The sequence below is a fragment of the Methanosarcina acetivorans C2A genome, from assembly GCF_000007345.1.
Lineage (GTDB): Archaea > Halobacteriota > Methanosarcinia > Methanosarcinales > Methanosarcinaceae > Methanosarcina > Methanosarcina acetivorans.
In genome coordinates, this window is the sequence record NC_003552.1 from 1,620,798 (window position 1) to 1,646,287 (window position 25,490).

Annotated in this window: 26 protein-coding genes; 12 read left to right on the forward strand and 14 right to left on the reverse strand. The window is 42.6% G+C overall.

Going from position 1 to position 25,490, the window contains the following annotated elements:
- Window positions 1–545 precede the first annotated feature (545 nt).
- Window positions 546–878: a translation initiation factor eIF-1A gene (gene eif1A, locus MA_RS07030; protein WP_011021371.1), complete on the forward strand. Its 333-nt coding sequence runs from the start codon at window positions 546–548 to the stop codon at window positions 876–878.
- 233 nt (window positions 879–1,111) lie between these two features.
- Here the strand turns inward: eif1A and MA_RS07040 are convergent, their stop codons facing one another.
- A complete protein-coding gene (locus MA_RS07040) occupies window positions 1,112–2,746 on the reverse strand; it encodes an acetolactate synthase large subunit (protein ID WP_048065098.1) in 1,635 nt (544 codons plus the stop codon).
- 215 nt (window positions 2,747–2,961) lie between these two features.
- Window positions 2,962–4,326, reverse strand: a complete 1,365-nt coding sequence (locus tag MA_RS07045) for an NAD-dependent succinate-semialdehyde dehydrogenase (protein WP_011021373.1) — start codon at window positions 4,324–4,326, stop codon at window positions 2,962–2,964.
- A 248-nt stretch (window positions 4,327–4,574) separates the two neighbouring features.
- Here MA_RS07045 and MA_RS24425 point away from each other — a divergent pair, with 248 nt between their 5' ends.
- The 3 genes from MA_RS24425 (at window position 4,575) to MA_RS28495 (ending at window position 7,196) form a co-directional block, all read left to right on the forward strand.
- A complete protein-coding gene (locus MA_RS24425) occupies window positions 4,575–5,000 on the forward strand; it encodes a hypothetical protein (RefSeq protein ID WP_011021374.1) in 426 nt (141 codons plus the stop codon).
- A gap of 529 nt (window positions 5,001–5,529) precedes the next feature.
- A complete protein-coding gene (locus tag MA_RS07055) occupies window positions 5,530–5,961 on the forward strand; it encodes a cupredoxin domain-containing protein (RefSeq protein WP_048065099.1) in 432 nt (143 codons plus the stop codon).
- 467 nt (window positions 5,962–6,428) lie between these two features.
- Window positions 6,429–7,196 carry a cupredoxin domain-containing protein gene (locus MA_RS28495; protein ID WP_011021376.1) on the forward strand — a complete coding sequence of 256 codons (768 nt, stop codon included), beginning with the start codon at window positions 6,429–6,431 and terminating at the stop codon, window positions 7,194–7,196.
- 125 nt (window positions 7,197–7,321) lie between these two features.
- Here MA_RS28495 and MA_RS26670 read toward each other — a convergent pair whose 3' ends face one another.
- On the reverse strand, window positions 7,322–7,492 hold the full coding sequence (locus tag MA_RS26670) for a hypothetical protein (protein ID WP_226990786.1): 171 nt from the start codon (window positions 7,490–7,492) through the stop codon (window positions 7,322–7,324).
- A gap of 78 nt (window positions 7,493–7,570) precedes the next feature.
- Here MA_RS26670 and MA_RS07065 point away from each other — a divergent pair, with 78 nt between their 5' ends.
- A complete protein-coding gene (locus MA_RS07065) occupies window positions 7,571–8,416 on the forward strand; it encodes a class I SAM-dependent methyltransferase (RefSeq protein ID WP_011021378.1) in 846 nt (281 codons plus the stop codon).
- 86 nt (window positions 8,417–8,502) lie between these two features.
- Here MA_RS07065 and MA_RS07070 read toward each other — a convergent pair whose 3' ends face one another.
- Window positions 8,503–9,408, reverse strand: coding sequence for an ATP-grasp domain-containing protein (locus MA_RS07070; protein WP_011021379.1), 906 nt, complete (start codon window positions 9,406–9,408; stop codon window positions 8,503–8,505).
- Window positions 9,409–9,803: 395 nt separating this feature from the next.
- Window positions 9,804–11,000, reverse strand: coding sequence for a tetratricopeptide repeat protein (locus MA_RS07075; protein ID WP_048065100.1), 1,197 nt, complete (start codon window positions 10,998–11,000; stop codon window positions 9,804–9,806).
- 234 nt (window positions 11,001–11,234) lie between these two features.
- Between MA_RS07075 and MA_RS07080 the strand changes: the two genes are divergently transcribed.
- Window positions 11,235–12,089, forward strand: a complete 855-nt coding sequence (locus MA_RS07080) for an HAD family hydrolase (protein WP_011021381.1) — start codon at window positions 11,235–11,237, stop codon at window positions 12,087–12,089.
- Between the two features lie 282 nt (window positions 12,090–12,371).
- On the opposite strand, the gene MA_RS07085 is transcribed toward MA_RS07080, so the two are convergent.
- The 3 genes from MA_RS07085 to MA_RS07090 form a co-directional block, all read right to left on the reverse strand.
- Window positions 12,372–13,250, reverse strand: coding sequence for a tetratricopeptide repeat protein (locus MA_RS07085; RefSeq protein WP_011021382.1), 879 nt, complete (start codon window positions 13,248–13,250; stop codon window positions 12,372–12,374).
- A gap of 357 nt (window positions 13,251–13,607) precedes the next feature.
- Window positions 13,608–13,874, reverse strand: coding sequence for a hypothetical protein (locus tag MA_RS26675; RefSeq protein WP_011021383.1), 267 nt, complete (start codon window positions 13,872–13,874; stop codon window positions 13,608–13,610).
- Between the two features lie 364 nt (window positions 13,875–14,238).
- Window positions 14,239–14,751, reverse strand: a complete 513-nt coding sequence (locus MA_RS07090) for a response regulator (RefSeq protein ID WP_048065101.1) — start codon at window positions 14,749–14,751, stop codon at window positions 14,239–14,241.
- Between the two features lie 245 nt (window positions 14,752–14,996).
- Here MA_RS07090 and MA_RS07100 point away from each other — a divergent pair, with 245 nt between their 5' ends.
- The gene (locus tag MA_RS07100; protein WP_048066210.1) at window positions 14,997–15,278 is read left to right on the forward strand and encodes a MarR family transcriptional regulator; all 282 of its coding nucleotides are present in this window, start codon (window positions 14,997–14,999) and stop codon (window positions 15,276–15,278) included.
- Window positions 15,279–15,623: 345 nt separating this feature from the next.
- Here the strand turns inward: MA_RS07100 and trxB are convergent, their stop codons facing one another.
- Both trxB and MA_RS07110 read right to left on the reverse strand, forming a co-directional pair.
- The gene (gene trxB, locus MA_RS07105) at window positions 15,624–16,541 is read right to left on the reverse strand and encodes a thioredoxin-disulfide reductase (RefSeq protein ID WP_048065103.1); all 918 of its coding nucleotides are present in this window, start codon (window positions 16,539–16,541) and stop codon (window positions 15,624–15,626) included.
- 46 nt (window positions 16,542–16,587) lie between these two features.
- On the reverse strand, window positions 16,588–16,836 hold the full coding sequence (locus MA_RS07110; RefSeq protein ID WP_011021387.1) for a glutaredoxin family protein: 249 nt from the start codon (window positions 16,834–16,836) through the stop codon (window positions 16,588–16,590).
- A gap of 164 nt (window positions 16,837–17,000) precedes the next feature.
- On the opposite strand from MA_RS07110, the gene dph5 reads away from it, so the two are divergent.
- The 5 genes from dph5 to MA_RS07135 all read left to right on the forward strand — a co-directional run bounded on the left by dph5 (window position 17,001) and on the right by MA_RS07135 (window position 21,106).
- On the forward strand, window positions 17,001–17,801 hold the full coding sequence (gene dph5 / locus MA_RS07115; RefSeq protein ID WP_011021388.1) for a diphthine synthase: 801 nt from the start codon (window positions 17,001–17,003) through the stop codon (window positions 17,799–17,801).
- A gap of 86 nt (window positions 17,802–17,887) precedes the next feature.
- On the forward strand, window positions 17,888–18,169 hold the full coding sequence (locus MA_RS07120) for a DUF357 domain-containing protein (protein ID WP_048066211.1): 282 nt from the start codon (window positions 17,888–17,890) through the stop codon (window positions 18,167–18,169).
- Between the two features lie 599 nt (window positions 18,170–18,768).
- Window positions 18,769–19,158, forward strand: coding sequence for a DUF555 domain-containing protein (locus tag MA_RS07125; RefSeq protein WP_011021390.1), 390 nt, complete (start codon window positions 18,769–18,771; stop codon window positions 19,156–19,158).
- A gap of 246 nt (window positions 19,159–19,404) precedes the next feature.
- Window positions 19,405–20,304, forward strand: coding sequence for a carbohydrate kinase family protein (locus MA_RS07130; RefSeq protein WP_011021391.1), 900 nt, complete (start codon window positions 19,405–19,407; stop codon window positions 20,302–20,304).
- A gap of 130 nt (window positions 20,305–20,434) precedes the next feature.
- Window positions 20,435–21,106 carry a diphthine--ammonia ligase gene (locus tag MA_RS07135; protein WP_048066212.1) on the forward strand — a complete coding sequence of 224 codons (672 nt, stop codon included), beginning with the start codon at window positions 20,435–20,437 and terminating at the stop codon, window positions 21,104–21,106.
- Between the two features lie 1,524 nt (window positions 21,107–22,630).
- Here MA_RS07135 and MA_RS07140 read toward each other — a convergent pair.
- The 4 genes from MA_RS07140 to MA_RS07155 all read right to left on the reverse strand — a co-directional run bounded on the left by MA_RS07140 (window position 22,631) and on the right by MA_RS07155 (window position 25,233).
- Window positions 22,631–23,026: a 5-(carboxyamino)imidazole ribonucleotide mutase gene (locus tag MA_RS07140; protein ID WP_011021394.1), complete on the reverse strand. Its 396-nt coding sequence runs from the start codon at window positions 23,024–23,026 to the stop codon at window positions 22,631–22,633.
- A gap of 21 nt (window positions 23,027–23,047) precedes the next feature.
- Window positions 23,048–23,335: a chorismate mutase gene (locus MA_RS07145; protein WP_011021395.1), complete on the reverse strand. Its 288-nt coding sequence runs from the start codon at window positions 23,333–23,335 to the stop codon at window positions 23,048–23,050.
- Window positions 23,328–24,212 carry a shikimate kinase gene (locus MA_RS07150; protein ID WP_011021396.1) on the reverse strand — a complete coding sequence of 295 codons (885 nt, stop codon included), beginning with the start codon at window positions 24,210–24,212 and terminating at the stop codon, window positions 23,328–23,330. The genes MA_RS07145 and MA_RS07150 overlap by 8 nt, the downstream gene beginning before the upstream one ends.
- A gap of 103 nt (window positions 24,213–24,315) precedes the next feature.
- A complete protein-coding gene (locus tag MA_RS07155) occupies window positions 24,316–25,233 on the reverse strand; it encodes an IS481-like element ISMac4 family transposase (protein WP_011020628.1) in 918 nt (305 codons plus the stop codon).
- Between the last annotated feature and the right edge of the window lie 257 nt (window positions 25,234–25,490).

Here is a 25,490-nt window from a genome sequence, read left to right on the forward strand (position 1 = left end):
TAATTTGAATGTCTTGTTAGAGCTGAAAATAAAGAGATGTATAATCTGCTATTAAAAACTGGTTTTTGTTTTTAACCAAAGAGCTTTATACAATTTTATTTTTAAACTGATGAATCTCCGCTTTCAGCGGAGACGAAATAAATCTGCAGAGAGTGTTTCCCTAAACACAGGAAATCCTAAAGATAATCTGCGTTGAGTGTTATTTTTGCAGCTCAGTTTGCATAATACTCGATTCATTTTTCACTTTTTGTTTTTCATCCTTTGCTTTCGCTTCATTCTTCTGCGAACTTCCCCTGAATCAAGTACCTAACATTCAGTTAGAATGGTTGTATTCGGTTTGAATACTATTAGGGATTTTCTTTTACAGCATTTCCGAGAGGAAAATGCAAAGGGGCTGAAAGCAAGACCTTCCACGGTGATAAATGCTAGGATGGAAGTTGGTGATGAAACTGGTAAAAAGTGAGAAGGCTGAAACAGGCTCGATAAGCCATCAAAAAAATTATAGAATAAACATAGGAGGAATTAATCTGGCTAATTATAGAAGTATTATTAGAAAAAGACAATCAGGGTCAAATAAGTCTGTAAGCTCGGGAAATAATCAGGAAGTAACAAGAGTCCGAACACCCCGTAAGGACAGAAATGAAGTCTTGGCAACAGTAGCAAGTTTACTTGGCTCAAAAAGAGTTACGCTGCAGTGCATGGACGGGGTTGTCCGCATGGGCAGAATTCCCGGTTCCAAAAACAAGAAAATGTGGGTCCGTGAAGGCGATGTTGTGATCGCAAACCCCTGGGAAATTCAGGATTCAAAAGCCGATGTCATATGGAAGTATACAAAACCTCAGGTAGACTGGCTTGAAAGAAAAGGTTACCTTAATTAAGGTCACCTCAAAAACCTTTTATTCGTTTACTTTATCCTAACCCTTGATTTCGATGAGCTGGAAGAGCCCTGATCAGTCTCGAAGATTCTCGATGACCATAAAAGGGCCGTAAACTCAGGAGTTAGAAACTGTGCTGGACCGTTCCACACGTTATCTTTTCTACCCTTTATCTGTTCTTTGCTTTGCTTTTTTTGCATTTCAATTGTTTTACTTTGTATTTTTTTCTCCATATCTCAGAATTTACACACAAGGTTTCCGAGTTCTATAGAGAAAGTCTCATAGTTTACGGAGTAATCAATGGGACATTCGATGGCCACCAATTTGTTCAGGAAAAAGGCTTTTTCGAGAACTTCTGAAAGGTCGTCTCCTTCTTCGACCTTCAGGCCTGTTGCCCCGAAACTTTCTGCAAAGCGGACAAAGTCAGGGTTTCCGCAGTCAAGGGCAAAGTCTTCAAAATGCAGCTTCTTCTGCTTCCATTTTATGAAGCCGAAAGCATTATCGTTGAGTATGAGGACGACAAGAGGGATCTTATAGCGGATTGCAGTTTCCAGCTCCTGGCAGTTCATCATAAAGCCTCCGTCTCCACAGACTGCGAGTACGCGGCGTTCAGGGTGAAGGAGTTTTGCAACAAGCCCTGCCGAGAACCCTGCTCCCATTGTAGCGAGGGCGTTGTCCAGCAGCACGGTATTGGGAGCATAAGCCTTGTAAAGTCTGGAGAACCAGAGCTTGTATATCCCGTTATCAAGAGAAATAATGTCTTCTCGCCCTAGCACCTTTCTCACGCTTTGTACAATTTCCTGAGGGAGGGGTGGATAGCCTTTCCTGAAAGGAGAATTGATTTTTTCTTCAATGAAGTTTCTTGTGTTTTCGAAAAAAGGAAACTCCCTCTTTTCCGGAATTCTTGCGGCAAGCTGGCGGATGGAGGAAGCAATGTCTCCTATTACCTCTACATCCGGATTAAAATACCTGTCAGGTATGGAGTCCGCAAAGTCTATGTTTATGATCTTCTTGTCCAGATGCCTGTTCCAGAGGTATGGTGGGTATTCAACTATATCGTAGCCCACGGTTATTATCAGGTCTGCCCCGTCAATTCCGCAGTTTACGTAATCTCTTGCATGAATCCCTGTAGCAAAGAGGCTATAGATGCAGTCATCAGGGACAACTCCTTTTCCCATCTGTGTATGCACAAGGTAGATGCCGGTCTTTCTGGAAAAATATTCAAGCTCTTCAGTAACCTCCGTCCGGTTAGCTCCGGAAGAAACGATGATAAGGGGATTTTTAGCTTTATGGATCATTCTCGCTGCCATTTCGACAGCTTCAGGGTCAGGAGATGGAATTTTGATCCTGCTTCGCTTCTGCACTACCGCGTCGGTTTCTTCGCCAGCCACGTCTTCAGGAAGTTCGATGTGTACAGCTCCAGGTTTTTCGGCTTCTGCATGTTTGAAGGCATTTCGGATTACTGTGGGTATCCTGCCGGGATCGGAAATCGATACAGCTTTTTTGCAGAGCGGTTCCATCATCCTGACAACATCTACAAGCTGGAAACGGGCCTGCCAGTTGTCCACCAGCGCTTTTTGTCCGGATATGGAGATTAAAGGAGCTCCTATAAGCTGTGCCTGGGCAACGCCTGTAACAAGGTTCGTTGCACCCGGTCCGAGGGTTGAAAAACAGACCCCGGCTTTTCCTGTCAGTCTTCCGTAAGCTGCAGCCATAAATGCGGCAGCCTGTTCATGCCTTGTTATGATCAGTTTGATATTCGAGTTTCGCAGAGATTCTAGAAGAGCAAGGTTTTCTTCTCCGGGGAGTCCGAAAATATATTCCACACCTTCCTCTTTTAGCTGGGTAACAAAAAGGTCCGAAGCTTTCATAAAAAACCCCAATTTATTAATCTATCCAAAATATTATTCGATCTTTAATATCAACCTTTACCCTGTTATCAATTACGATCCAGCTATTTTCGAACCTGGATCGCCGCTGCTGAACTCCTATCCTTTTTGTTGAATTCACATATTACTGCTGCTAAATGCATATGGGCTTGCTGAACCTATATGACCTGAAAACCGGGTTTTCTGCCTACTTATTCTTATTTGTTAACAACGACGGTTTTTATGTTCACAAATTGCTTAAGGCCGTAATATGAAAGTTCCCTTCCTATTCCGGATTTTTTGACTCCTCCAAAAGGCAGTCTTGGGTCGGATTTGACCATTCCGTTTATGGTCACAAAACCTGCCCTGATTCTTTTTGCCAGCCGTTCGGCTCTTTCCAGGTCTGCAGACCAGATCTCAGCTCCAAACCCGAACTCCGTAGAGTTTGCAATCTCCACTGCCTCATCCTCGTCCTTTGCTATGATTACGGGTGCGATAGGTCCGAAGACCTCAAAATTGCAGGCTTTCATGTCTTCACTGGCAGCGGGGATAAGCGCCGGTCTGAAGAAAAAGCCTTTCGCATGTTCTTCCCCGTACACATGAGGCTCTGCCCCTTTTCTTTTTGCATCCTTCAGGATCTTTTCAAGGATGTTGACACACTCTTTTTTTGCCACAGGCCCGATGTCAGTTTCCTCATCCATGGGGTCTCCGATTTTCAGCTCCTGAATATGCAGTTCGAAGGCCTCGATGAAATCCACGACGACATCTTCAACGACAATGAACCTCTTGGCGGCAATACAGCTCTGCCCGGCATTAAGGAAACGGGATTCTATCGCAAACTGTGAAGCCCGGTCTATATCCGCATCTTCAAGCACAATGAAGGGGTCGGACCCTCCAAGTTCCAGAACAAAAGGCTTGACCAACCTTCCGGCAAGCTCCCCTATTTCAGATCCGGCTACCTGGCTCCCGGTGATCGAAACCCCGTCAACAAGGTCCTCATCTACGATTTCCATGGCAGTTTTAGAGTCGATCAGCAGGGTCTTAAACACATTTTCAGGTAGTCCGGCTTCGGTAAATACTTTTTCAACCTCAAGAGCCGACATAGGCACATTGGACGCATGCTTCAGCAGGCACACATTTCCAGCAGTCAGTGCTGGCACTGCAAACCTGAAAGCCTGCCAGAAAGGAAAATCCCAGGGTGCGATCCCGAGAATAATTCCCAGGGGCTCAAAGGTGACATAGCTCTTTTCGGCTTCTGTTTCCACAACTTCATCCTTCAGAAACTCTGCCGAATTTTCCGCATAATAGTCACAGAGACATGCGCAATTATCAATCTCTCCAAGTGCCTGCCTGATTGGCTTTCCCATTTCTTTTGTGATAATTTCGGCGTACACCCTTTTGCTTTGCCTGAGTACCTCAGCTGCACGTGCAATATACCTGGTTCTTTCCTCAACAGAAAGCGAGCTCCAACCCGAAAAAGTAGCCCTGGACTTTTTGATCTGGTCTTCGCAGTCTCCAAAAGATAATACATCGTAAACCCAGTTTACTTCTTCAGTATAAGGATTAATAGATTTGATTTTCATGACCTCCCCCCGAAAAAGAGTCCTTTAGTAATATTGAGATTCCCGCTATTATAATTTAAGGACAGGTAAACCTCTTAAAAGGAAGAGATGATCAGAATCCTTTAAAGTTCCTGTTTTCGGAATGAACTTTCATGTCATCTTGCCGAGTAAAAAATGAACTAAATAACGAAACTATGTTCAGAAGCTGGCAGTAATAGTTATAAAACCAGAATATTAATTATAGAGCACTCAATAAATGGGGGGAAAATATGAGAAAAGCATTGCTTGTTTTAATGGTTATTTTTGGCGTATTCTTGGCAATAGGATGTACAGGTACCGAACAACCGAATGAAACAGGAACTCCAACTGAAACGATAACTGAAGGTGAAGAGATGGCTGCAACCGAGGAGATGACTGCAACCGAAGAGATGGCTGCAACCGAGGAGATGACTGCAACCGAGGAGATGACTGCAACCGAAGAGATGACTGAAACCGAAGGAATGACTGAAACCGAAGGAATGACTGCAACCGAAGAGATGACTGCAACCGAAGAAATGAATGTAAGTGATGTAGCAGGCGGAGAAGAAGTAGAAATTCTAGCTGGAGAGGAAATGACAGCTGCAGAGGAAGCAGATAACGAAACTGAAAATGTTACAGGAGGAACCGGAGTAATCCAGGTAACCCCTAACAAATAAATGGTGGACGCGGCAGTTCAAAATTCTGCTTTTAATCCTAACAGTTTGCAGTATAAAATAAGGTAATATTTCGATATGGATGAATAAGGGTTTTCGAAAACAAATGAAGTGTAATTACAGCATTTTAGTCTGATAAGCAGAATAAGAAACATCTAAAATCTGTTTCTTGAAAAAGTTTCTATGAATTCCTTTATTCAGTCCATCCAATATTGAATGGTTATGTAGAACGGTTATTTGTAAATATGCCGTTTTAACTATATCACTTTTTATCAATTGAGCTAAGTTTATGCTTTTTCGTTTTGTCAAGTTACCGAACCCACTTCAAACAGCCTTATTTTTAGAGTCTTCTGTTATCAAGATAAGGTCAAATCCGTGTGGAAAAGAGCGCTTTGAACTTACAAAATATCTGTCTTTCAAATTTCTAATTCATACGTGAAATCATAAGAGGAACTATATTCAGAATCTGGTAGGAACCATTATAAAATCAAACTATTATTTACAAACATCTGATCTTTACGTGGGGGAGACGATGAGAAAAGAGCTTATTATTTTGCCAGTCTTATTTAGCGTCTTTATGGCGATAGGGTGCACAAGCAACACGGGCAATGATACTCAAATACCTGCAACTCCAACCGAAACGCCTTCAATTCCAGTTGAAGAACCTGCAATGGTACCGGATTCAAATGCAACGTCTGAAACCGGGGGTGACGGAAAGATTGTTGAAGTGTCGATTAAGGATTTTTCCTTTAACCCGGAATCGGTCACGGTGTCAGCCGGGGATACCGTAAGATGGACGAACATGGACTCAGTTGGCCATACTGTGAGCGGACCTACTTTTGAGTCCGGTATACTGGAAAATGGAGACTCTTTCGAGTTCCTTTTTACAGATCCGGGGGTTTATGATTACAGTTGTTCAATCCATCCTTCTATGAAAGGAACGGTGATAGTAGAAAATAATTGAGGAATTTACAAAGGTAGAAGGTGTATTTAAATTCAAGATCTAAGCAGCTAAAATAAGAAGCTAAAATCTTCATATAAGAAAAGAGTCTTTAAAAAAAAAACGGTTTTTTACTTGTTGGAAAAAATATATCTTTTTTCTCTTTTGATTAACTTTTTTTCTTTATTTATCGAAAAGATTATAGTGCATTTTCAAGCACATTTTCCGATAATTCCGGACTATCAGATCTCCAATCCGATATTTCTAACCTGGAAATCTGCTCTGAAAGAAATTCCTGCCAGAAATTGGCTTTAAAGAATCTGTTAGATCAAAAGTCGAATCAATTTTTTTCCACCTTCTACCCATAGTTCGCGCCAAGGGCTATTTCTCAGGTGTTCTGCCGCATTTTACAATTAATTAATCGGATAGCAACTATTATGGAATAAAGACTATATTATAAAACACCTGTACGCCGTATTTATGGGGGGACAATGAGAAGAGAATATATTATTTTCATAATCCTGCTCGGGATACTCCTGTCTGCAGGCTGTGCAGAAAATGGCGTTGAAGAACCCGAGACTGCTGTAACTCCTGCCGAAAATCCCATAGTTCCGGCTGAAGTGCCTCAGGCTCCGGCTGAAATTGTTGAAAATCCGGAAAATAACACTTCCAATCAAACAGCTGTTGAAAACCTGACAGTTCCGGAAACTGAAATTGTTGAAAATCCGGAAAATAACACTTCCAATCAAACAGCTGCTGAAAACCTGACAGTTCCGGAAGCTGAAATTGTTGAAAATCCGGAAAATAACATTTCCAATCAAACAGTTGCTGAAAACCTGACAGTTCCGGAAACTGAAATTGTTGAAAATCCGGAAAATAACACTTCCAATCAAACAGCTGCTGAAAACCTGACAGTTCCGGAAATTGAAATTGTTGAAAATCCGAAAAATAACACTTCCAATCAAACAGCTGCTGAAAACCTGACAGTTCCGGAAGCTGAACACAAAACAGTTGAAGTGAAAATCGAAGACTTTGCCTTTAACCCCGACTCGGTTACGATTTCTCCCGGGGATACGGTCCGGTGGACAAACCTGGATCTGTTCACTCACACAGTAACAGGCCCTGATTTCTCTTCCGGCACACTAAGGGACGGAGACTCTTACGAGTTCACTTTTACGCGAGAGGGTACCTACAGGTACTACTGTTCAATTCACGCCTCGATGGAAGGGGTTGTGACAGTTGAGGGGGTAAAGCCGTAAAAATTGATCCACTTCTAAAGGTACAGGAATCGTTAAATTCCTTCATGTTATTGGGATAATTTTTGAATATTGTATCCCACTTTTTTTTAGAACATCTACAGAATGTCGGATCAAAGAATCAACATTTATTTTCCTCCCACTTTTTCCCTTATAAAATCATAAATCATCTCTGCAACATTAATCCCGCAGCATTCTCCTACGCCTTCGAAGCCGGGGGAAGAATTAGCTTCGCAGACTTTGAAGTGGGCTTCATCGAAGAAGAAGTAAATTGCTTCTTTCCTGTTGTGATTTAACAACAAAGTAGATATGTTAATACTTGTTTTTATTTTAGTAACACTATATCTTCGAAAATAGAAGCTAACCGAGGTTGTAATATGGACTCAGATGTAATTGACTGGAACGAAGTCTGGAAAGAGACGCTGGAAAAACAGCTGAAATCAAACAGAAATGTAGATTGTGCGACCATATGGTACAGCAAGGAAAACGCCAGACGCTTCTGGAGGATGTTTCAGGATGGGAAGTCAAGGGAAATAACCGAGAAGAGAATAGAAGGCATGAAGCTTTCCCCCGACTCCAGAGTTCTCGATATAGGAGCCGGGCCCGGGACCCTTGCAATTCCGATTTCACAGCGTGTCGCCCACGTAACCGCTGTAGAGCCTTCGGAGGGCATGATAAGTGTTATGCAGGACAACATTAAAGAGTACGGAATCGAAAATATCGACCCTGTACACAAAGACTGGGAGTCCGTTGATGTCGAGTCCGACCTTTCCGCTCCTTATGATGTGGTTTTTGCTTCTTATTCCCTGGGCATGAAAGATATACGGACTTCGGTTCAGAAGATGGTAGACGCTTCTTCGAAATACGTTTACCTGTACTGGTTTGCAGGGGAAACTTCCTGGGATATGCATTCCCGGAAACTCTGGCCTTTTCTTCACGGGAGTGAGTACCAACCAGCTCCTAAATGCGATGTTCTCTATAACGTGCTCTATGACATGGGAATCTACCCGAATGTAAGCGTTTTTCCCTTTGAGCACGTCCACAGGTTTGCAACCCTTGATGAAGCTGTCGAGGATTTTAAGTCATACTACAACGCAAGCTCCGATACCCAGGAAGCCATCCTCAGGGACTATTTTGAAGGTGTGCTTGAAAAAGACAACGGAGCCCTTGTTCAGAGAGGATGGTCTACAAGGGTAAAGATGTGGTGGGAAAAAACAAACTGAATGGTCAGAGCATGCAGCGGACAAAACCGAACAGGTCAAGCCGGGCAGGTTAGGTAGATTAAGCCACTAGTAAAAAACTTCATATCTCATTTTCCTTCCACTTTTTCCCTCACAAAATCATAAATCATCCCCGCAACATTAATCCCGCAGCATTCTTCTATGCCCTTGAAGCCGGGGGAAGAATTAGCTTCGCAGACTTTGAAGTAGTCGCCATCGAAGAGGAGGTCAACTCCTGCTATTTCGAGGCCGAAGATGTGGGCGGTTTCGGTTGCAAGCTGTTCGATCTCGGGAGTCATCTCGAATTTGCGGACTGCTCCGCCTCTGGAATAGTTGGACTTGAAGCTGCCTGCGGGAGCGATTCTTTCCATGCAGGCAACCGCCCGGCCTCCTATAACAAGGACTCTGAGGTCTCTTCCAAGGCTGGATTTGATGAACTCCTGAAGGATTATGTTTGCGTTGGGGTTGGTGACATGGATCAGTTCCATGAGGTCCTGGAAGTTACCGTGGTTTTCCGAGAGGAAGATGCCTTTGCCCATGGAGCCGGAGAGGGCTTTTACTATGAGGGGAAAACCCAGGTATTTCTCAACCAGGTTTATGTTGACAGGGTTTTTGGCAAACATCGTATTGGGAGAGGAAATTCCTCTTTCGGCCAGGATCTGCTGGGAGTAGAGCTTGTCCTTGACGGTGTCAATGCTCTGAGAAGAGTTAAATACACGGACTCCGCGGCGTTCTAGGTGGCGGATTACTGCAAGAGCGAAGTAGGTCGTGCCTGCGCCCATTCTCGGCAGGAGAAAGTTCGGAAGCGGGACAACTTCCCCGTCAAGAAGAATGCTTTTCCTGTCTTCCTTTGTTACGATCAGGTCGAACTGGTCGGGTTTTACAACCCTTAGTTCTATTCCCTTCTCTCCCGCAACCTCGATGAAGCGGTGAATTTCGTACAGGTCGGGCCTTAATTCGGCAGCCGTATTCTTGTAGAGAATCCATCCTTTCATTCTTTCATCCGCTCTACCCTGTGGGGAGTGTTTCTATATTTATAAAAAGATAGTCAGCTATTTGAAAAACGTTTCCGATATATAGAGCTATTCTTTTCGTTTCAGAGTCCTGCTTTTTTCCGTCTTTCCTCTTTTCCGATTTCCGGTTTTTTCGGTTTTGTCAGGCATTCCAGAAAACCAGCAAATGAATCTTAAAAAGCCATATTATAAAATATTAAATGCTCTAATCTATCTAATTTTTTACACACCATAATCTTGCTAATTTTTATAACAATAATATAGCTAATTTCCATATCGTAAGCACTAATTTAGTCTCGGATTACAGGTTAAAAATGAAGGAAAATGTAAAGTCAGGAGGAAAAATCTTTCCGGATTTGCCGAATGTCCTCTTGGATTTACTGAATGTCTCCCCCTATCTCCGCATACCTGGGATCGATTTCTACAGCTTTTCTATACGCGTCCTCAGCTTCTTCTTCACGTCCAAGGAAACTCAGGCAGACGGCTTTTCCAAACCAGGAATCAGCAGCTCCTTGATCGAGTTCAAGTGCCTTTTCATAGGTTTCCAGGGCTTCTTCAAAGTTCTTGAGTTGAGCCAGCACAAAACCGAGGCTTGTGTAGGCTTCCAGGTATTCGGGGTCAAGCTGTGTGGCTTTTCTGTATGCTTCAACGGCTTCTTCAAACCTATGCATCTGGCTCAGGGTAAAGCCTTTATTATACCACACATCGGAGTTTTCAGAGTTGATCGCAATTGCTTTATCAAAAGCGTTGATTGCTTCCTCATATTTTTCCAGGTTTTCCAGGTCTATCCCCATATTATTCCAGGCATCATCATTTTCAGGGTCCAGTTCCACGGCTTTTTCATAAGCTTTCAGAGCCTGCCTGTGACTGCCGAGGCTATCAAGGTCCACTCCTTTGTAATACCAGGCTTCAAGAAAACCGGGGTCTATTTCGATTGCTTTATCGTATGCAATAATTGCTTCATCGTAGCGCCCCATCTGACCGAGAGCAATACCCTTTCCTGCCCAAGCCTCTTTATAATCCGGACTTTCTTCAAGGACCTTCTCATAGGCTTCGACAGCCTCCTCATAGCTTCCTGCCTGGCTGAGGTTCAGGGCTTTTCCATACCATGCATTGGGATAGTCCGGTCTGAGTTCAAGAGCTTTACCATAGGCTTCGACTGCTCTTTCATATTCTCCTACCTGGGAGTAGGAAAAAGCCATGTTATTCCAGAGGTCTGCGTCTTCGGAATTAATCTCAACAGCTTTTTGATAGAGTTTGAGAGCTTCTTCGAACCTTCCAAAGCTTTCGAGAGCTGCAGCCTTATTATTCAAAAGATAGATATTCTTCGGGTCTTTCTCAATCGCCTTATCAAAGGCAATTATTGCTTCATTGAACTTGCCAAGCTTGAGAAGGTCAAGGCCACACTCATTGAGCTCGGCTGCAAGAATTTCGTTGCTGACTTCTTCTTCTGCTGCATTTTCCAATTCGTCCGGTACATACATATCCCCGGAAACAGCCCCCTCTTCTGTTTCGGTTCTTTCTTCTTTTTCCTCTCTTGCGAAAGATTCGTCCTTTTGTTCTCCAGAGTTCATGTCCAAATTTCCTTTATTGTCCTTTACAATTAAGACCCATATTTTTTGAGGTACTCGCGTTCGTTACCTACTTAAGTCTATTGCCCTTTATAACCTATACCTCTGTCCTTTATGGCTTTTATAGCCTCTCCCCACAAAGTAGTCTGAAATGTCCAGAAAAGGAGAATGGAAGAAGTAAAAGATCAGAAAGATCCGGAAAGCATACAGTAGAGAATTAAAAAAGAATTACAGAGAATGATTGATCATGAAATGATTGAACCTGAAAAAACGAATCCAGGAAATTATAGAGATCCGATAAAAAGGATCTGGAAAAAAGAGATCAGGGAAACCATGGAAAGTGCCCGGAAGAATGTGCAGCAAGATTGTCAGAAAACTCTGAAAGCTGTTCTCTTTGATATGGATAATACTCTTTTTGATTTCGTAGCCGTAAAACTCATAGCATGCAGGGAGATCCTTTCCTATCTTGGAGAGAGGGACAGAAACCTTAGGAAGGAACCTGCAGAACTTTTCGCTTATTTCCTTAGGGGAACTTACGGGTTTGAAGACTATGAAAACATAAGGGACTACATGCAGGAAAGAAAACTTTTCACAGAGCAGGCGTATCTGCAGTGCTGTGAGATCTATGATAGAGAAAAACTGGAGAACCTCGAACTTTATCCCGGGGTAAAGGACACCCTTGAGGGGCTGAAAAAACTTGGTCTCAGGCTCGCGATAATAACCGATGCCGATAGATATCATGCCCTTTCAAGGCTTACAAGAGTCGGACTTCTTGATTCCTTCGAGCTCCTGGTGTCTGCGGACATGACCGGTACGAAAAAACCGGACCCTGCTCATTTTCTCTTTGCTCTTGATGCCCTCGGAATTAAACCTGAAGAAAGCCTGGTTGTGGGGGATAGCCTCAAAAGAGACATGGCTCCTGCCCGCAGGCTGGGCCTGAAAACAGCATATGCTTCTTACGGAGACTGGAGACCCTTAGAGGTAACTAAATCGTGTTTTGATTTCAAACTCAACACATTTCCGGATCTGATGGGATGTATCAGCAGCCTGACCAGGACTCATGTGCAAACTGATTCGCAAAACAAAAGTTAAGTCTATTGGCAATTAAACGCCGGCCAGAAATAAATGGTCTAAGGAGTAGACAATAAATGGTCTAAGGAGTAGACAATAAATGGTCTAAGGAGTAGACAATAAATGGTCTAAGGAATAGACAATAAAATGGTCGAAGAAAAAAATATTTAAAAAGGTTAAGGAAAAAGATAATTTCAGCCGCTATACCTCTCGATTCCTGAATGAGTTTTTCCGGCTAACGGCTTTTTCAGGCTTGCATAGATATCTTTTATTTCTCTGGAAAGATCTTCCTATAAGGGCTGCTTAAACCAGGTCTGAATATAAGGGATTTATATCGACTGCCCTTTCGTAAGCTTCCATTGCTTTCTGGTGTTTCTTTACTCTGTCGTATACTATTCCCTTGCCAATCCATGCTTTTGTAAAGCTCGGGTTGATATCAATGGCTTTTTCGAAAGCTTCCAGAGCTTCTTTGTATCTCTCAAGATCTCTCAGGGCGATTCCCTTGTTGTACCAGAACCTTGCGTTCTCGGGATTTGCTTTGATCTTGCCGTCAAAAACCTCCACGGCTTTCTCAAGATATAATTTTGCTTCTTCGTTTTTCCCAAGCCAGCGCAGAGCCACTCCTTTGTTGTAAAGGGCTTTTCCGTTAGTTGGGTTTAACTCGAGTGCCCTGTTGAAAGCATCAAGAGCTTCCTGATAGCTCTTTATTTTGCAAAGCCCCATTCCTTTCTTGCACCATTCGCTTGCACTCATGGAGCTGATGTCGTAGTTCTTTGAATAGAGCTGAATAGCTTTCTCAAGGTCGTCCATCGCATCTTCATATGCTCGCATCTCCCTTAGAGCCATTCCCCGCCTGTACCATACTTCAGGATCTTCAGGGGCCAGGGATACAGCCCGGTAAAATGCATCCAAAGCTTCTTCATACTTCATGATTCCAAGGAGAAGCTCAGCTTTGAAGCACCAGGTTTTAGCATCAGTGGGGTTGATCTCAAGTGCCTTTTCAAAAGCATCAAGAGCTTCATCGTACCTCATGAGGCTTTTGAGGACAAGCCCTTTGTTAAACAGGATTTTTGGATTGTCAGGGCTTATTTCCAGAGCTTTGTTGTATGCATCCAGAGCTTCTTTATACCTTTTTAGTTCTTGGAGTGCAACGCCTTTACTATACCATTCATTCGAAGTCATAATTTACCACACCTTTTTTTTGAGCTGCGTTTTTCCACCAGTTTACCACATCTACCTTGAACAACAATATTATATGCCTTTAGAGCATTAAGCCGGTTTTGTACTTTCGTTCCTTATCAAAAATAAGGACGGATAAACAGTTACGCATAATAATTTACGTTTTATTCTTTTTTAAACATTTTGAAATATTCATATACATTATTATTTTAAAAATAGAGTTTTTAAAATCGAATCCGGGGCAAAGTCGATTTTTAGCAAATGGTTGAAATATTATCTGACGAGTCAATCGATTTTTATATTAATTGGTTAAAATATAAATTATCTATACTTTTTATGCTCAACTTATCTTTCTATGGGTCATTTTCTGCTTCCACCAAGGAGTTCTGCCCGAAAAGTAAATAAGTAAAATCCAGGCAGATATCTTCCGGATAAGAAGAAGCTGATTCTGGCTTGCTGCATGTCTGGAGATCTGGAGACTCCAATCTCTGAGTCGCGGCATATTTCTGAGGGAACTTTCAATAAAGTTATGTAGTTTTCTATGGAAAATCTGATTTTTGCAGATAAATTTGGTTTTGCCAGGAAATGTAATTTTAAAGAAGCTATATTTTTAATGAAACTATTCATTTTTAAAAAGCTATATTACAGATTGTAATGGAAAATCTTCGTTAAAATAATTAGAAGCTAACGTAAGTATATCTCAAAAACTTTAAAATTTAATTTTTTTAGTATTTTTCATAAAAAATTTTTACTATAAGTAATTAACATGATTAGTGGACATATTTTTTGGAGATTGCTAAAGAGGACATCTCAAGAAGTATATGAATAAATATCTTAAGATATCCTCCGACAATCTGAAAAATTTTAAATCCAGGGGTAGCCTGTCAGACTTTGCAGAACTTGAAAAGAGAAAAAAAGAAATTCCACCTTTCAAGTGTCTGATTCCCTTATGGAGTACTCTTGCTTATTTGAAAGAAAACTTATTCCATTTTCAAATCCGACTACGTCTCAGGATCATTCCCACTCTTGCCTTCAATTCCAGAGGATTGAAAGGCATAGTAATGTAGTCGTCAGCTCCTGAGTCAAAGGCTTTAATACCATCTTCCGTTTTATTCCTCTCACTCAGCATCATAATAGGGATCCACCAGTACCTTGGGCTGTCTTTAAGCTGTCTGCAGATTTCAAAACCATCTGTTTCCAGATAAACCGTATCAAGTAGTACAAGGTCTGGTTTTTCCTCATTTACTGTTTCAATAGCTGAAAAGTTGTCCGAAGCACTGACAACATTATAGTTTTCGGCTTCAAGAACCTTCTGAAGGTTATTGTGAACATTGTTCCCGTTCCCCATAATCAGGATTTTTTCTCTGATATCATGAAGGTTTGAAATCCGTAGTTTTACTAGCTCTTCCGAAATAGAAAGAGTGCGTGCAATCTCACTTTCACTGATCTCAGGCTGTTCTTCAATAAGCTTTAAAATTTCACGGTCAAGATTGATGTTATGCATTTCCCTCCACCTCATACAGTATATATTTTCTTAGGTATTAAACATTTCTCAAAAATTAAAATGAAAAACATCACTAAAAATATACACAGTAAAGCGGGAGAGAGCGGAGTTATCCAAATATTTAGAAGATTTCATATGAATCGCCTGACTACCCAATTCGGAGATAAGTTTATAACCGTAAATAACAAGTTAATATTGGAAATCAGAATCACTTACGGAGAACAGCCACCTCTGAGATGATAGAAATGGATCCGCTTGAAAAAATCTTTGGAAAAACTGCACAAATGACCGTGCTTAAAAACCTGATCGGGCACCAGAACGAGTCAACCTACCTATCGGGGATAGCTGAAGAAACCGGTTTGTCTCACTCCAGTGTATCAAGGGTTATTACCCCGCTAATAGAGTCGGGAATTGTCATTGAAAAACCTCTTGGAAAGCAAATCCGGACCTTCCAGCTGAATATGGAAAGCGACGCGACAAGATTGATTATAGATTTTTACAATAAAATTAATCAAATGCTGGAATAAATTTTAAAGCGAATTCCTGAATGCGTGAGTCCGAATCGAGCAAAGGTCAGGGATAGAGGGCAATCTTATCCTTTTTCAATTTTGCCTGAATAGTGCCGACTGTGCGATTTTGACATGAACTTTAACTATAATTAGAAGATTTGATCATAATTAGAATTAGAAGATTTGATGGGACCATCCTATTTTAAGAATTGGCAGGAACCATTGAGAAGAAGTATTAACCGGAATAACCGCAATTTGAGGTCGTTCCGGTCAGAGAAGCAAATTTCCGGATTTTGCATTCAACCTGCTTCCTAAATGTTTTTTCCTGAACAGGTTCTGTTTTGAGCTCTTCAGATGCGTTCTTTATTTCAGGCTTTCAATATATTCGTTCGCAGCCGTGGCTGCTATTGCTCCGTCTCTCACTGCTGCTACAAGTTGCCAGATCGGGGTGTCGCGGCAGTCACCTGCGGCATAAATCCCCTTTTCCGAGGTTTCCATCCAGCGGTTGGTTATGATGAAGCCTTCATTATTCTTTTCCACATTAACGAATTCGGTATTCGGCTGGATGCCCACGTAGATGAAAACCCCATTGGTCGAAAGTTCTCTTGATTCTTTGCTGTTGAGATCTTGCAGGATAACCTTCTCGACCTTCTTGACCCCCTCCCGGCTCCCTGCTATTTCCTGGACAAGAGTATTGAGGATGAACTCGATGTTCGGAGTTGCAAGCGCCCGGTCCTGAAGGACTTTTGCGGCTTTCAAACGGTCCCGCCTGTGGATAAGATATACGTTCTGGGCAACCTTTGAAAGAAGAAGAGCATCCGTGACAGCGGAGTTGCCGCCTCCTACCACAACTACAGTTTTGTTTTTGAAAAAAGGCCCATCGCAGATTGCGCAGTAGGAGACCCCCTTGCTGATAAATTCCTTCTCTCCGGGCACGCCCAGGTGCTTTGGATTTGCGCCTGTGGCAATAATTAAGGTTTTTGCTTCAAGGTCTCCACTATCTGTCGAGACTATTTTTTTTGCCCCTTCGGTACGGACCGAGAGAACTTCCGTAATTTTAGTCTTAACCCCGACTTCCTGAGCGTGGGTTCTATATTTTTCCATCAATTCAAGTCCGGAAATTGACGGAAAGCCAGGATAGTTTTCTACAATATCTGACATGGAGATCTGACCGCTGATCTCACTTTTCTCCAGAACGAGGGTGTCAAGCCCGAAACGTACGGCGTAAATTCCCGCTGCAAGCCCTGCAGGCCCCCCTCCTATGATTATCAGGTCGTACATATTTCCTCCCGAAAACAAAAATGAGTTCAAAAAATAAAGTTTTAACTTACCTTCGGGTAATGCGGGCTATAGCATCGGCTTTTTTAGGAAGACCCGTAAATGCAGGCTCTCCATCGATCAGAGTTGTAGGGACGCCGACTATGCCGTGCTTCTCGATAAGAGCCTGGCCTTCGGGGTTTTCGACGTCAATTTCCTCGTACTCAAAATCGTATTCCGTTTTAAGGTCTTTCCAGAACCTGCGTGTTGCCGGACATGCCGTGCACCAGGTAGCGTGAATTAGCGTAACCTTTGCCATAAAAAAATACCTCCAAAAAATATGAATGTAAACTTCATCCCTATTATTAATTTATAGATATAAATACGTTGAGCGTCTCCGCAAATCATAAAATAAATCCATAGATTCTTTGAATAAGCCTGTGGCGCCAAAAGCTTTAAACCAATAAACTCCTAAAGCGGGGTATGCTCACATTTATAGGGCTGGGCCTTTTTGACGAATACGATATTTCCTTAAAAGGACTTGAGGCTGTCCGGGAAGCTGACCTTGTATACGCGGAATTTTATACTTCCTGCCTCATGGGAACAAACCCTGAAAAAATGGAAAAGCTCTATGGAAAGAAAGTCCATCTACTCTCAAGGGAAGACGTAGAACAACAGCCCGACTGGCTGGATAAAGCAAAAGACAAAAATGTCGCCTTCCTCACAGGCGGGGACACAATGGTCTCCACAACCCATGTTGACCTGCGCCTCAGGGCAGAAAAGCTCGGCATAGAAACCCACCTGATTCATGGGGCTTCCATCGCTTCGGCTGTCTCGGGGCTTACCGGGCTTCAGAACTACCGCTTCGGAAAATCCGCAAGTATCCCATATCCTTATGAAAGCCGTAGAGGAGCCATAATTATTTCGGAAACTCCTTATGACACCATAAAACAGAACTCCGAACTTGGCCTCCACACCATGATCTTTCTGGACATCGATAAAGATAAAGGGTATATGACCGCCAACCATGCGCTTGAACTCCTGCTCGAGGTTGAGAAGCGAAGAGGAGAAGGGATAATGGAGAGGGCTGTTGCTGTAGGAATCGCAAGAGCCGGCTCGGAAAAACCCGTGGTGAAAGCTGACTACGCAGAAAGCCTGAAGGACTTCGATTTTGGAAATCCTCTTCATATCCTCGTGGTTCCCGGAAAACTGCATTTCCTAGAAGCTGAAGCTCTTGTGAAACTTGCAGCCGGGCCTGGGAAAATCATGGAAGAGACGGAGTAAGGTCAAATAATTTTCCGATAAATAAACAGGATAAAATCAAAAATCGATGGAGTAACCATTGCTGAATGATTTCTCAGGTGGTCAAGATGCCTGCCGATTTGAATGAAAAGGTCAACCGATACGAGGATATGTTGAAAAGGGCTCTTCAGAAAGCAAAGTATGCTCCGATCCCTAACTCCCATATGCGTGCAGTAGCAGAGGACTACTACACAATGGCAGAAGCCTACTATAAGGACGGAATCTACTTTCTTGAGAATGGGGACCCTGTGAATGCCCTGACTTCTTTCAGTTATGGGCACGCCTGGCTTGATGCCGGAGCAAAACTCGGGGTTTTTGCTGTGGACGATGAGACTCTTTTTACGATATGAGCCTTTTAAGGGACAGGAGCTCTGAAAGAACCAGGACTCTGAAGGAACCAGAACTTGAAAGAAACAGCTGGAATTGAAAAATCAAAGAAAATAGGAAATATAGGAATACTTACATAGCTTCAGGAATAGAAAGTAAACATCCTGAAAACGAAAACTGAAGGGTTAAAACGTTACTAATAAAATATAAAAGCTAAACATAAAGCTGAAAAATGCAAATATAAAGCTGAAAAATGCAAATATAAAGCTGAAAAACAGAAACCAGAATCATGAAAACTGAAAAATAGATACCAAAATCAAAAGCTTAAAAATAATCGCTAAAACTAAGACTAAAAAATAGACGCCAAAATTAGGGGCTAAAAGTTAGGAACACTTAAAGTAGAAAGTTAAGACTTATAACTGAAAGTTGGAAATTTAATAGCTTAAACTGATAAACCATATAATAAGTAAAGTTTATAAATACAAACGCTTATTCGAAGCCTGAATAATTGATGTCCTGAATAATTGATGTACTTTGCTCTATTCTTTAGATTTTGTAAGACTTTTCCCTGCTCCGGGAATATTCCTTATTATGTATATTGAATAACTGCGGTGGATAAATTATGAAGAACTTTCATGTGGTACTTGAAGCAGCTTGGTTGGTTAGAGATGTAAAAACGGCTGATGATGCAATAGGGGTTGCGATTTCTGAGGCTGGAAAGCGCCTGAACCCCAAACTGGATTTTGTAGAGGTTGATGTGGGATCTACGTCCTGCCCGGCATGCGGTGAACCTTTTAGCAGTGTTTTCATAGCGGCAAATACCGCGCTTGTAGGGCTTATTTTTGAAATGAAGGTTTTTGACGCCGAATCTGCGGAACATGCGGAAAGGATCGCAAAATCCGTCATAGGCAAGTCTCTCCGCGATATCCCGTTGACAGTTGTCGAGGTTACGGAATTCGAAAGGTCAGGCGAGAAAGGCGACCAGCAGCAGAAAGGAAAGGCGAAAAAATAAAGTCTTTTCCTTCCTGTTAATATGTCGGGGCAGAGGAAGGCGTGCCTGTACGTTTTCTAATAAGATAGCTCTTCTGTAGCCAGGATCTCAGTACCTATGGCTAAAAAATGAAGCACCTGTCACGGCAGAAATGGATAAATCAGTAATTTTATCTTTTCCTGAGTTTTCATTTTACTTAACTTTTAACAATATATTCTATCCCCAAAACTCCGGGACCCTCCAGACCCGTAAAAAAGAGGAAACTGCATGGACAGAATTATTTCCGTAGTGGGGCATACTGCCCTTGATTACATCATCGATGTTGAAAATATAGCAGGAAAAAACGAGTCTTCCCCTGTAATTGACTATGAAGAATATCCTGGCGGAGGGGCTGCAAATATTGCAGTTGCCATTGCAAAGCTAGGAGGAAAAAGCCAGCTGATGTCTCCTGTCGGAATGGATTTTTCGAGTTCGGGATATGAGCAACTTCTTAAGGACGCACACGTTGACCTCTCCCGCCTTTACAGCATTGAAGCCCTGAAACTTTCCAAGGCTTTCATTTTCACGGACAGGGAAGACAACCAGACCACCTATTTTTACTGGGGAGCGTCCTCAAAGTTCAAAGAGCTTGAGCCTGAACCCGTAGATTTTGCACACCTGGCAACAGCAGACTGCATCTACAATGCAAAGATCGCGCAAATTGCCGGTTTTGTCTCGTTTGATCCGGGACAGGATCTGGTGACTTACTCACAAGAAAAACTCGAGACAATCCTTGCCCACACGGATATCCTCTTTGCAAACCGGCACGAAATTAAGCGGGTTTCGGAGATGACCGGGAAAAGCTTCTCCGAACTCAGGGCTATGATTGAGGTCATTGTTATAACATATGATGCAGAAGGCAGCAGAATTTACACCGGCAATGAAGAATGGAAAATTCCTGTAGTTTCTGTAAAGGCCGTAGACCCTACCGGAGCAGGAGATGCTTACAGGGCAGGTTTTCTGCTCGCCTACACCCGGGAGTATTCCCTTCCCACATGCGGAAAAATAGGATCAACTGTAGCGTCCTTTGCGGTACAGTCCCGGGGCTGCCAGACCAGCCTTCCAACCTGGGAAGAGATGAAATCCCGCTATGAAGCCAGCTTCGGAAAACTGGAAGTAGAGAGCTGAGGTTATAAAAGCTCGTAGAAGCAGGCTGAAATGAGAAAAGCATATGAAATATTATATAATGACTTAAGAACTATACTCCGCGAATTACAACCTGGAAGTACAAAAAATAGAATTACGGAAGAGGATGCAGATGAAACTCGCAGCACTGATTTCTGGCGGCAAGGACTCGGTCTTTGCCATCCACAAAGCCCTTGAAGAAGGGCACGAGGTCACCCACCTCATCAATATTATTCCTGCAAGGGACGACTCCTACATGTACCACTCAATCAACCTCCATATGGTCGAACTGATCTCTGCCGCCAGTGAAATCCCGCTGATCCAGCAGGAGTCCAGCGGAATCAAGGAACTCGAGCTGGACGACCTTACTCTTGCTCTAAAGAGGGTAAATGTGGATGGGGTGTCTGTAGGCGCTATTGAATCACAGTACCAGGCGAGCCGGGTGCAGAAGATCTGCGATTCCCTCGGGCTTAAAGTCTATGCCCCTCTCTGGCACAGGGATCCTGAAGAACTCCTGAACGAGATGGCAAAAGTTCTCGATATAAGGATTGTCCGGGTTGCAGCCGAGGGCCTTGACAGCTCCTGGCTTGGTCGCCCTATTAATGTGAATTCAATTGAAAACCTCAAAGCCCTGAACCGAAGGTACATGGTCCACATGGCAGGAGAAGGAGGCGAATACGAAACAGTAGTTCTTGATGCTCCTTTTTTCAAAAAGCGCATAGAAATTGTGAAAAGTGAGATCGAGTGGGAAGGCGATACAGGCACTTTAAAGATCCTGGATGCAAGACTGGTCGATAAAACCTGATTTTTCACAAGAAACTGTTTTCTCATAAAGGCAGATGCCCGGAGCAGTCTCATTCCTGCATTCGGGCTTCCCTGTTCTTGTTAACTTCTGCAGTTAGGGGTTCTGCGAATATCTGGAAACCATCCGGTAAACTTATTTTCGTCTTATTGAATAGCAGTTGTGAGCTATATCCAATACAGAAGACTGTTTTTTTATTTTTTATGCATTTTTTCTATTTAGCCGACTGGCGTTAATCACAACTCCACAATATGACATTACTTTTATATATGTGGAGGTATATTATTCAACTGGCATCTGAGGAACTGTGTTCTACAGGAAGATCCCTTCTCCAGATATTTCCCGGATCAGATTTCCCAAACTAGGTGCCTGTTCATGCCACATTCTTTTATTTTTTTTCTTTTTTTATATTTTTCTATATCTCTTTTTTCAATGATCTTTGATTAGCTGCTTTATCTATTCCGGAATCCAGGTGATAATTTTCCTTTTTTCTCTACCTGCGCTGCAAGGGGCTGGGCCCTGCCGGCCTGTCAGATAAAAAATAACCAGCAAAACGCTGTTGCAATTCAGAGGGAAAGTATACCGAAGAAATGTCCTCTGGTTCAGAAGGAGAAAACTGCTCTTAACTCCGACAACCGCTTTTCAAATCACAGGTAAAGACAAGAGCCTCCACCAGCCTGTCTGGCATCCCTTTTCAGAAGAAAAAAGCAAAAAACAGATTTGAAAGAAAAATAATACCAAAATTTTCATCGCTTTGACCTGTTGTGCTCTTTTCCGGACTCAAAAATGTTTTCAGAAGCCTTTGTTTTACCACTTTCCCATTTTACTTCTTTTTTTGTACTTTTTTCTTCTTATTTGCGGAAGAACCGCTCTCCTGCGTTGAGCGGGACAAGAACGACACAGTACAGCGAATAACATTGTATGGGGAAGAAAATCTGAATTTCTTCCTCTTTAGCGAAACTAACTGTAAAAACCCATCAAGTAGTCCGCTTGAGCGAGCGAAGCGAGTGAAACGGACCGCGTACTCCCGAGGCGCAATTCGGGTGGCGCAACTCTACCGTGAAAAATATCGGTACTGCAAAAATGTCCTGAAATTCAGCAGTATACCTGTGTTTTTATATATTATTGTTTATATTTGTTAAATAGGGCATCTGAGAAGAAAAAAATCTTTTCTCGCTGTAAACCTCAGCCGACTCTTTTACCCCCTATATCCCCACATTCCCATTACTCAGATGCCCTATCCCCCCAACACAAATTACTGATATCCATACCTCTTTTTCATTCTGTTTTTCTATTTCCCTTTTAATCCATTTCAGAGTTTCATGTTTGTTTTCACTTATTAAGATCTGCTCATAAGAGCTTATAAGACCTGTTCAAAAAGAGTTGTTTAAAAGATCCTCTATATGCAGGTGGGATCAACTCCAAAAGGTGGAAAACCAGAGTATGAATCAATATGGAAAATGCGAAAAAATAAGTTTCAGGAATCGGATTCCTGCAGTACCAGCTTAAAATTCGAATTCTCTCTCATTAAGGGTTTTCGATTAAATCCAGAATTCTCAGGGCAAGATATGCGCCGTTTGCTCCATTGTCGATCCCCACGCTTCCAACAGGTACTCCCGGGGGCATCTGGGCTATGGAGAGAAGGGCATCAAGCCCGCCGAGTTTTGCGCTTACGGGTACACCTATTACAGGTTTTTTTGTTCTGGAAGCAACAACCCCCGGGAGAGCTGCCGATAGACCGGCTATAGTGATAAAGACTTTTGCATCCGAGCCTGAAATATAGCTATCAAGTTCTTCGGGGTTTCTGTGGGCAGAGATAACCATTACTTCGTAAGTATATTTGCTCTTTTCAAGTACAGCTACCGCGCGGTTGGCGATTGATCTGTCGGACTCAGAGCCCATAATCAGTGAGATGTCGACCATTTTTTGCTCCTTTGAGGCAAGTCAGGGCAGGCTTCCCTTTCCACTTAATTCGTTCTGGCGTTCGATACTCATCCGGATCAGAATTTCAAATATTTCCTTTATCGATCCTACATCAAGGTTGAGTTCGGTCGCAGTGTTTAATGCCCTGTTAATTACAACCTCGTTTTGCTTACGGTCATTTATGGAAGTCCCATTTATTCTTTTTGATTCAAGAACTCTCTCGGCAAGGTTGACTCTTTTATCAATGAGGGAAAGGATTTCCCTGTCAATCTCCTCTATTTCTTTGCGGACAGCTTCAAGTTCACTCAAGAGAACCCCTCCCTTTAAAAGATATTGCATCTCTGTTATTTATACTGGTCTCTATGACCTTTCCTTCCATACCGCAGCTTTCCCAGGCAGATTTAAGCTCTTTTACCTGCTCTGCCTTCACCAGGGCTGCATAGGAAGGGCCGGTTCCGGAAAGGCTGACTCCAGTTACCCCGCATTCCAGAGCCTTTAGCATGTATTCCGTATCAAAACCAAGGGCTCCGCAGTAGAGAAAGCCGTTAAGTGTCATTGCGCGTTCGTACTCCCCTTTGAGGGCAAGCTCGTATGCCATTTCCACATATGGGGCAATCAATCGGGAACGCTTCACATTTGTGTCCGCACTGAAAGCCTTTTTTGAGGGAGCAAATATCAGGACTTTTGAGTCGGCTTCTTCCCGCCGAACCAGTTCCATTTTTCGGTTATCGGTAACAACAATCCCGCCTAAAAAAGAAGCACAAGCATCGTCAAAAGCTCCTGTTACCGTAACTCCCACTTCTTTTGCAGCTCTTACGCCCAGTTTTACTATCTCAAGGGGAGGCAGGATCTCACCAACTGCCCGGAGGGTAGCAAGGACTGAAGCGTTTGCTGCAGCACTACTGCTTTTTAGTCCTCCTGCAAGAGGGATTTCACTTCCCGTTATTATCGTTCCTTCGAGTTCGAGCCCGAACCGCTCAAGGACGAGTTCTACGCAGTGCTCTATAAGGCGAGTGTCTCCTTCAGGCGTCCCCTCTATTGAGCCTTTAATGCCCGATTTTCCCTCGAAGAGGGACACCTCTGCAAAGGTTTTTAAGTCTACCCCGAATGCTGCACCTTTCCAGGTAGCTATAGCGTTTATTATGGTTCCTGCTCCGAAAGCGCAGGCATGCCCTTCAAATGTCATCAAGTTCAGAATGCTCTGTTCTTTAATATTTTTTACCTCTATTCCGGGATGTTTTGTCCTGAAATAATTTCGCTTTGAAACTTTTTTCCTCTTGTCCATGTTTTCACCACCCAAACAATCTCACTCCTATTCTGAACTTTGCCTCAACTGGTAATCTATTCCAGAATGCTTCCTGTGGCGATTCTAACTGTTCAAGTTTCAAAGCTCCATGTGGCCTCTTGTTATACCACTGTACGAATTCTTCAAATGATTCAAACTCTCCTCTAAACCTTTGATATGTATCGAACCATTTCTCTATTTTTCCGTTTGTCTGAGGATGTCTTACCCTTGCAAGTATTGGTTTGATTCCAAGTTCTTCAATGCATCTTTTAAAGTCACTATCCCATGAACCATCCTTATTAATCCTGTGAGCCCCGAATTCACTTCCATGATCCATAATGAGCTCTCTTAAAGGGTATATGTCCCAGTACTCTTTGACAAGTTCATCAATCACTTTAATGGTGTTCTCCGTGTTGCAATGAACGTACTCTCCACCTGCAATTATCATTCTTGATGAATCATCAAGAATGGCACAGACTTGCAGTCCTAACAGGGGATTCTCATGCCAATCGATGTGTGCAGCAGACATGCTGTGTTCGCGTTCGTATCTACACCATTTTCTTCTCTGTTTCTTTTTTCGGTTTTCCTTGGCAAGGTCCATGCTAAGTAGGTAGTTATGGATTCTGTTATGAGATATCTTACGATTATATTTGCCTTCGATGAGAATCTCAAGGTAACAGGCTCCAAACTTATAATCAGAGTAAGTTTGGTCAATCAATTCCTGATCAGAGGAGGATAAGGGGTTCTTTGGTCTTCCAAGATTAATGCCAACTTGAGGAAGCTGACCAGTTTCAACGTATTCTTTGTAGATCTGCTGAACTCGACGGGCTGAGATCCCCTGGATCTCAGCTATCGTCGAGGTAGATTCACCTTTCGATTTTTGAGCAATGATCCAACGTATCTTTTTTCCATTAAGTTTCACAAAAGATAAGGGATTACAACCGACATATTTAGCGCGAAATAATTTCGGGATAAAACACCTCTATTCCGGGCAGCTAAACTTTATAACAGGGTTCCGGAATTTCTCTGCAGAAAAGAAAGAAGCCCCCGAATATAAATAGTAAAGCCAAATTGTATATATATTAAGTCGTTATCTACACACTAATAAATACTTTAAATATGAAGTGAGCATCCTCTAACTTCCAGGCTTGGCCTGAGCAACCAAAAACGGGGAATCCA

Excerpts from the sequence above, each read along its gene's own strand:
- MA_RS07040 (WP_048065098.1), bottom strand. The coding sequence starts at position 2,746 with ATGAAAGCTTCGGACCTTTTTGTTACCCAGCTAAAAGAGGAAGGTGTG.
- MA_RS07045 (WP_011021373.1), bottom strand. The coding sequence starts at position 4,326 with ATGAAAATCAAATCTATTAATCCTTATACTGAAGAAGTAAACTGGGTT.
- MA_RS24425 (WP_011021374.1), top strand. The coding sequence starts at position 4,575 with ATGAGAAAAGCATTGCTTGTTTTAATGGTTATTTTTGGCGTATTCTTG.
- MA_RS07055 (WP_048065099.1), top strand. The coding sequence starts at position 5,530 with ATGAGAAAAGAGCTTATTATTTTGCCAGTCTTATTTAGCGTCTTTATG.
- MA_RS28495 (WP_011021376.1), top strand. The coding sequence starts at position 6,429 with ATGAGAAGAGAATATATTATTTTCATAATCCTGCTCGGGATACTCCTG.
- MA_RS07065 (WP_011021378.1), top strand. The coding sequence starts at position 7,571 with ATGGACTCAGATGTAATTGACTGGAACGAAGTCTGGAAAGAGACGCTG.
- MA_RS07070 (WP_011021379.1), bottom strand. The coding sequence starts at position 9,408 with ATGAAAGGATGGATTCTCTACAAGAATACGGCTGCCGAATTAAGGCCC.
- MA_RS07075 (WP_048065100.1), bottom strand. The coding sequence starts at position 11,000 with ATGAACTCTGGAGAACAAAAGGACGAATCTTTCGCAAGAGAGGAAAAA.
- MA_RS07080 (WP_011021381.1), top strand. The coding sequence starts at position 11,235 with ATGATTGATCATGAAATGATTGAACCTGAAAAAACGAATCCAGGAAAT.
- MA_RS07085 (WP_011021382.1), bottom strand. The coding sequence starts at position 13,250 with ATGACTTCGAATGAATGGTATAGTAAAGGCGTTGCACTCCAAGAACTA.
- MA_RS26675 (WP_011021383.1), bottom strand. The coding sequence starts at position 13,874 with ATGAATAGTTTCATTAAAAATATAGCTTCTTTAAAATTACATTTCCTG.
- MA_RS07090 (WP_048065101.1), bottom strand. The coding sequence starts at position 14,751 with ATGCATAACATCAATCTTGACCGTGAAATTTTAAAGCTTATTGAAGAA.
- MA_RS07100 (WP_048066210.1), top strand. The coding sequence starts at position 14,997 with ATGGATCCGCTTGAAAAAATCTTTGGAAAAACTGCACAAATGACCGTG.
- trxB (WP_048065103.1), bottom strand. The coding sequence starts at position 16,541 with ATGTACGACCTGATAATCATAGGAGGGGGGCCTGCAGGGCTTGCAGCG.
- MA_RS07110 (WP_011021387.1), bottom strand. The coding sequence starts at position 16,836 with ATGGCAAAGGTTACGCTAATTCACGCTACCTGGTGCACGGCATGTCCG.
- dph5 (WP_011021388.1), top strand. The coding sequence starts at position 17,001 with ATGCTCACATTTATAGGGCTGGGCCTTTTTGACGAATACGATATTTCC.
- MA_RS07120 (WP_048066211.1), top strand. The coding sequence starts at position 17,888 with ATGCCTGCCGATTTGAATGAAAAGGTCAACCGATACGAGGATATGTTG.
- MA_RS07125 (WP_011021390.1), top strand. The coding sequence starts at position 18,769 with ATGAAGAACTTTCATGTGGTACTTGAAGCAGCTTGGTTGGTTAGAGAT.
- MA_RS07130 (WP_011021391.1), top strand. The coding sequence starts at position 19,405 with ATGGACAGAATTATTTCCGTAGTGGGGCATACTGCCCTTGATTACATC.
- MA_RS07135 (WP_048066212.1), top strand. The coding sequence starts at position 20,435 with ATGAAACTCGCAGCACTGATTTCTGGCGGCAAGGACTCGGTCTTTGCC.
- MA_RS07140 (WP_011021394.1), bottom strand. The coding sequence starts at position 23,026 with ATGGTCGACATCTCACTGATTATGGGCTCTGAGTCCGACAGATCAATC.
- MA_RS07150 (WP_011021396.1), bottom strand. The coding sequence starts at position 24,212 with ATGACATTTGAAGGGCATGCCTGCGCTTTCGGAGCAGGAACCATAATA.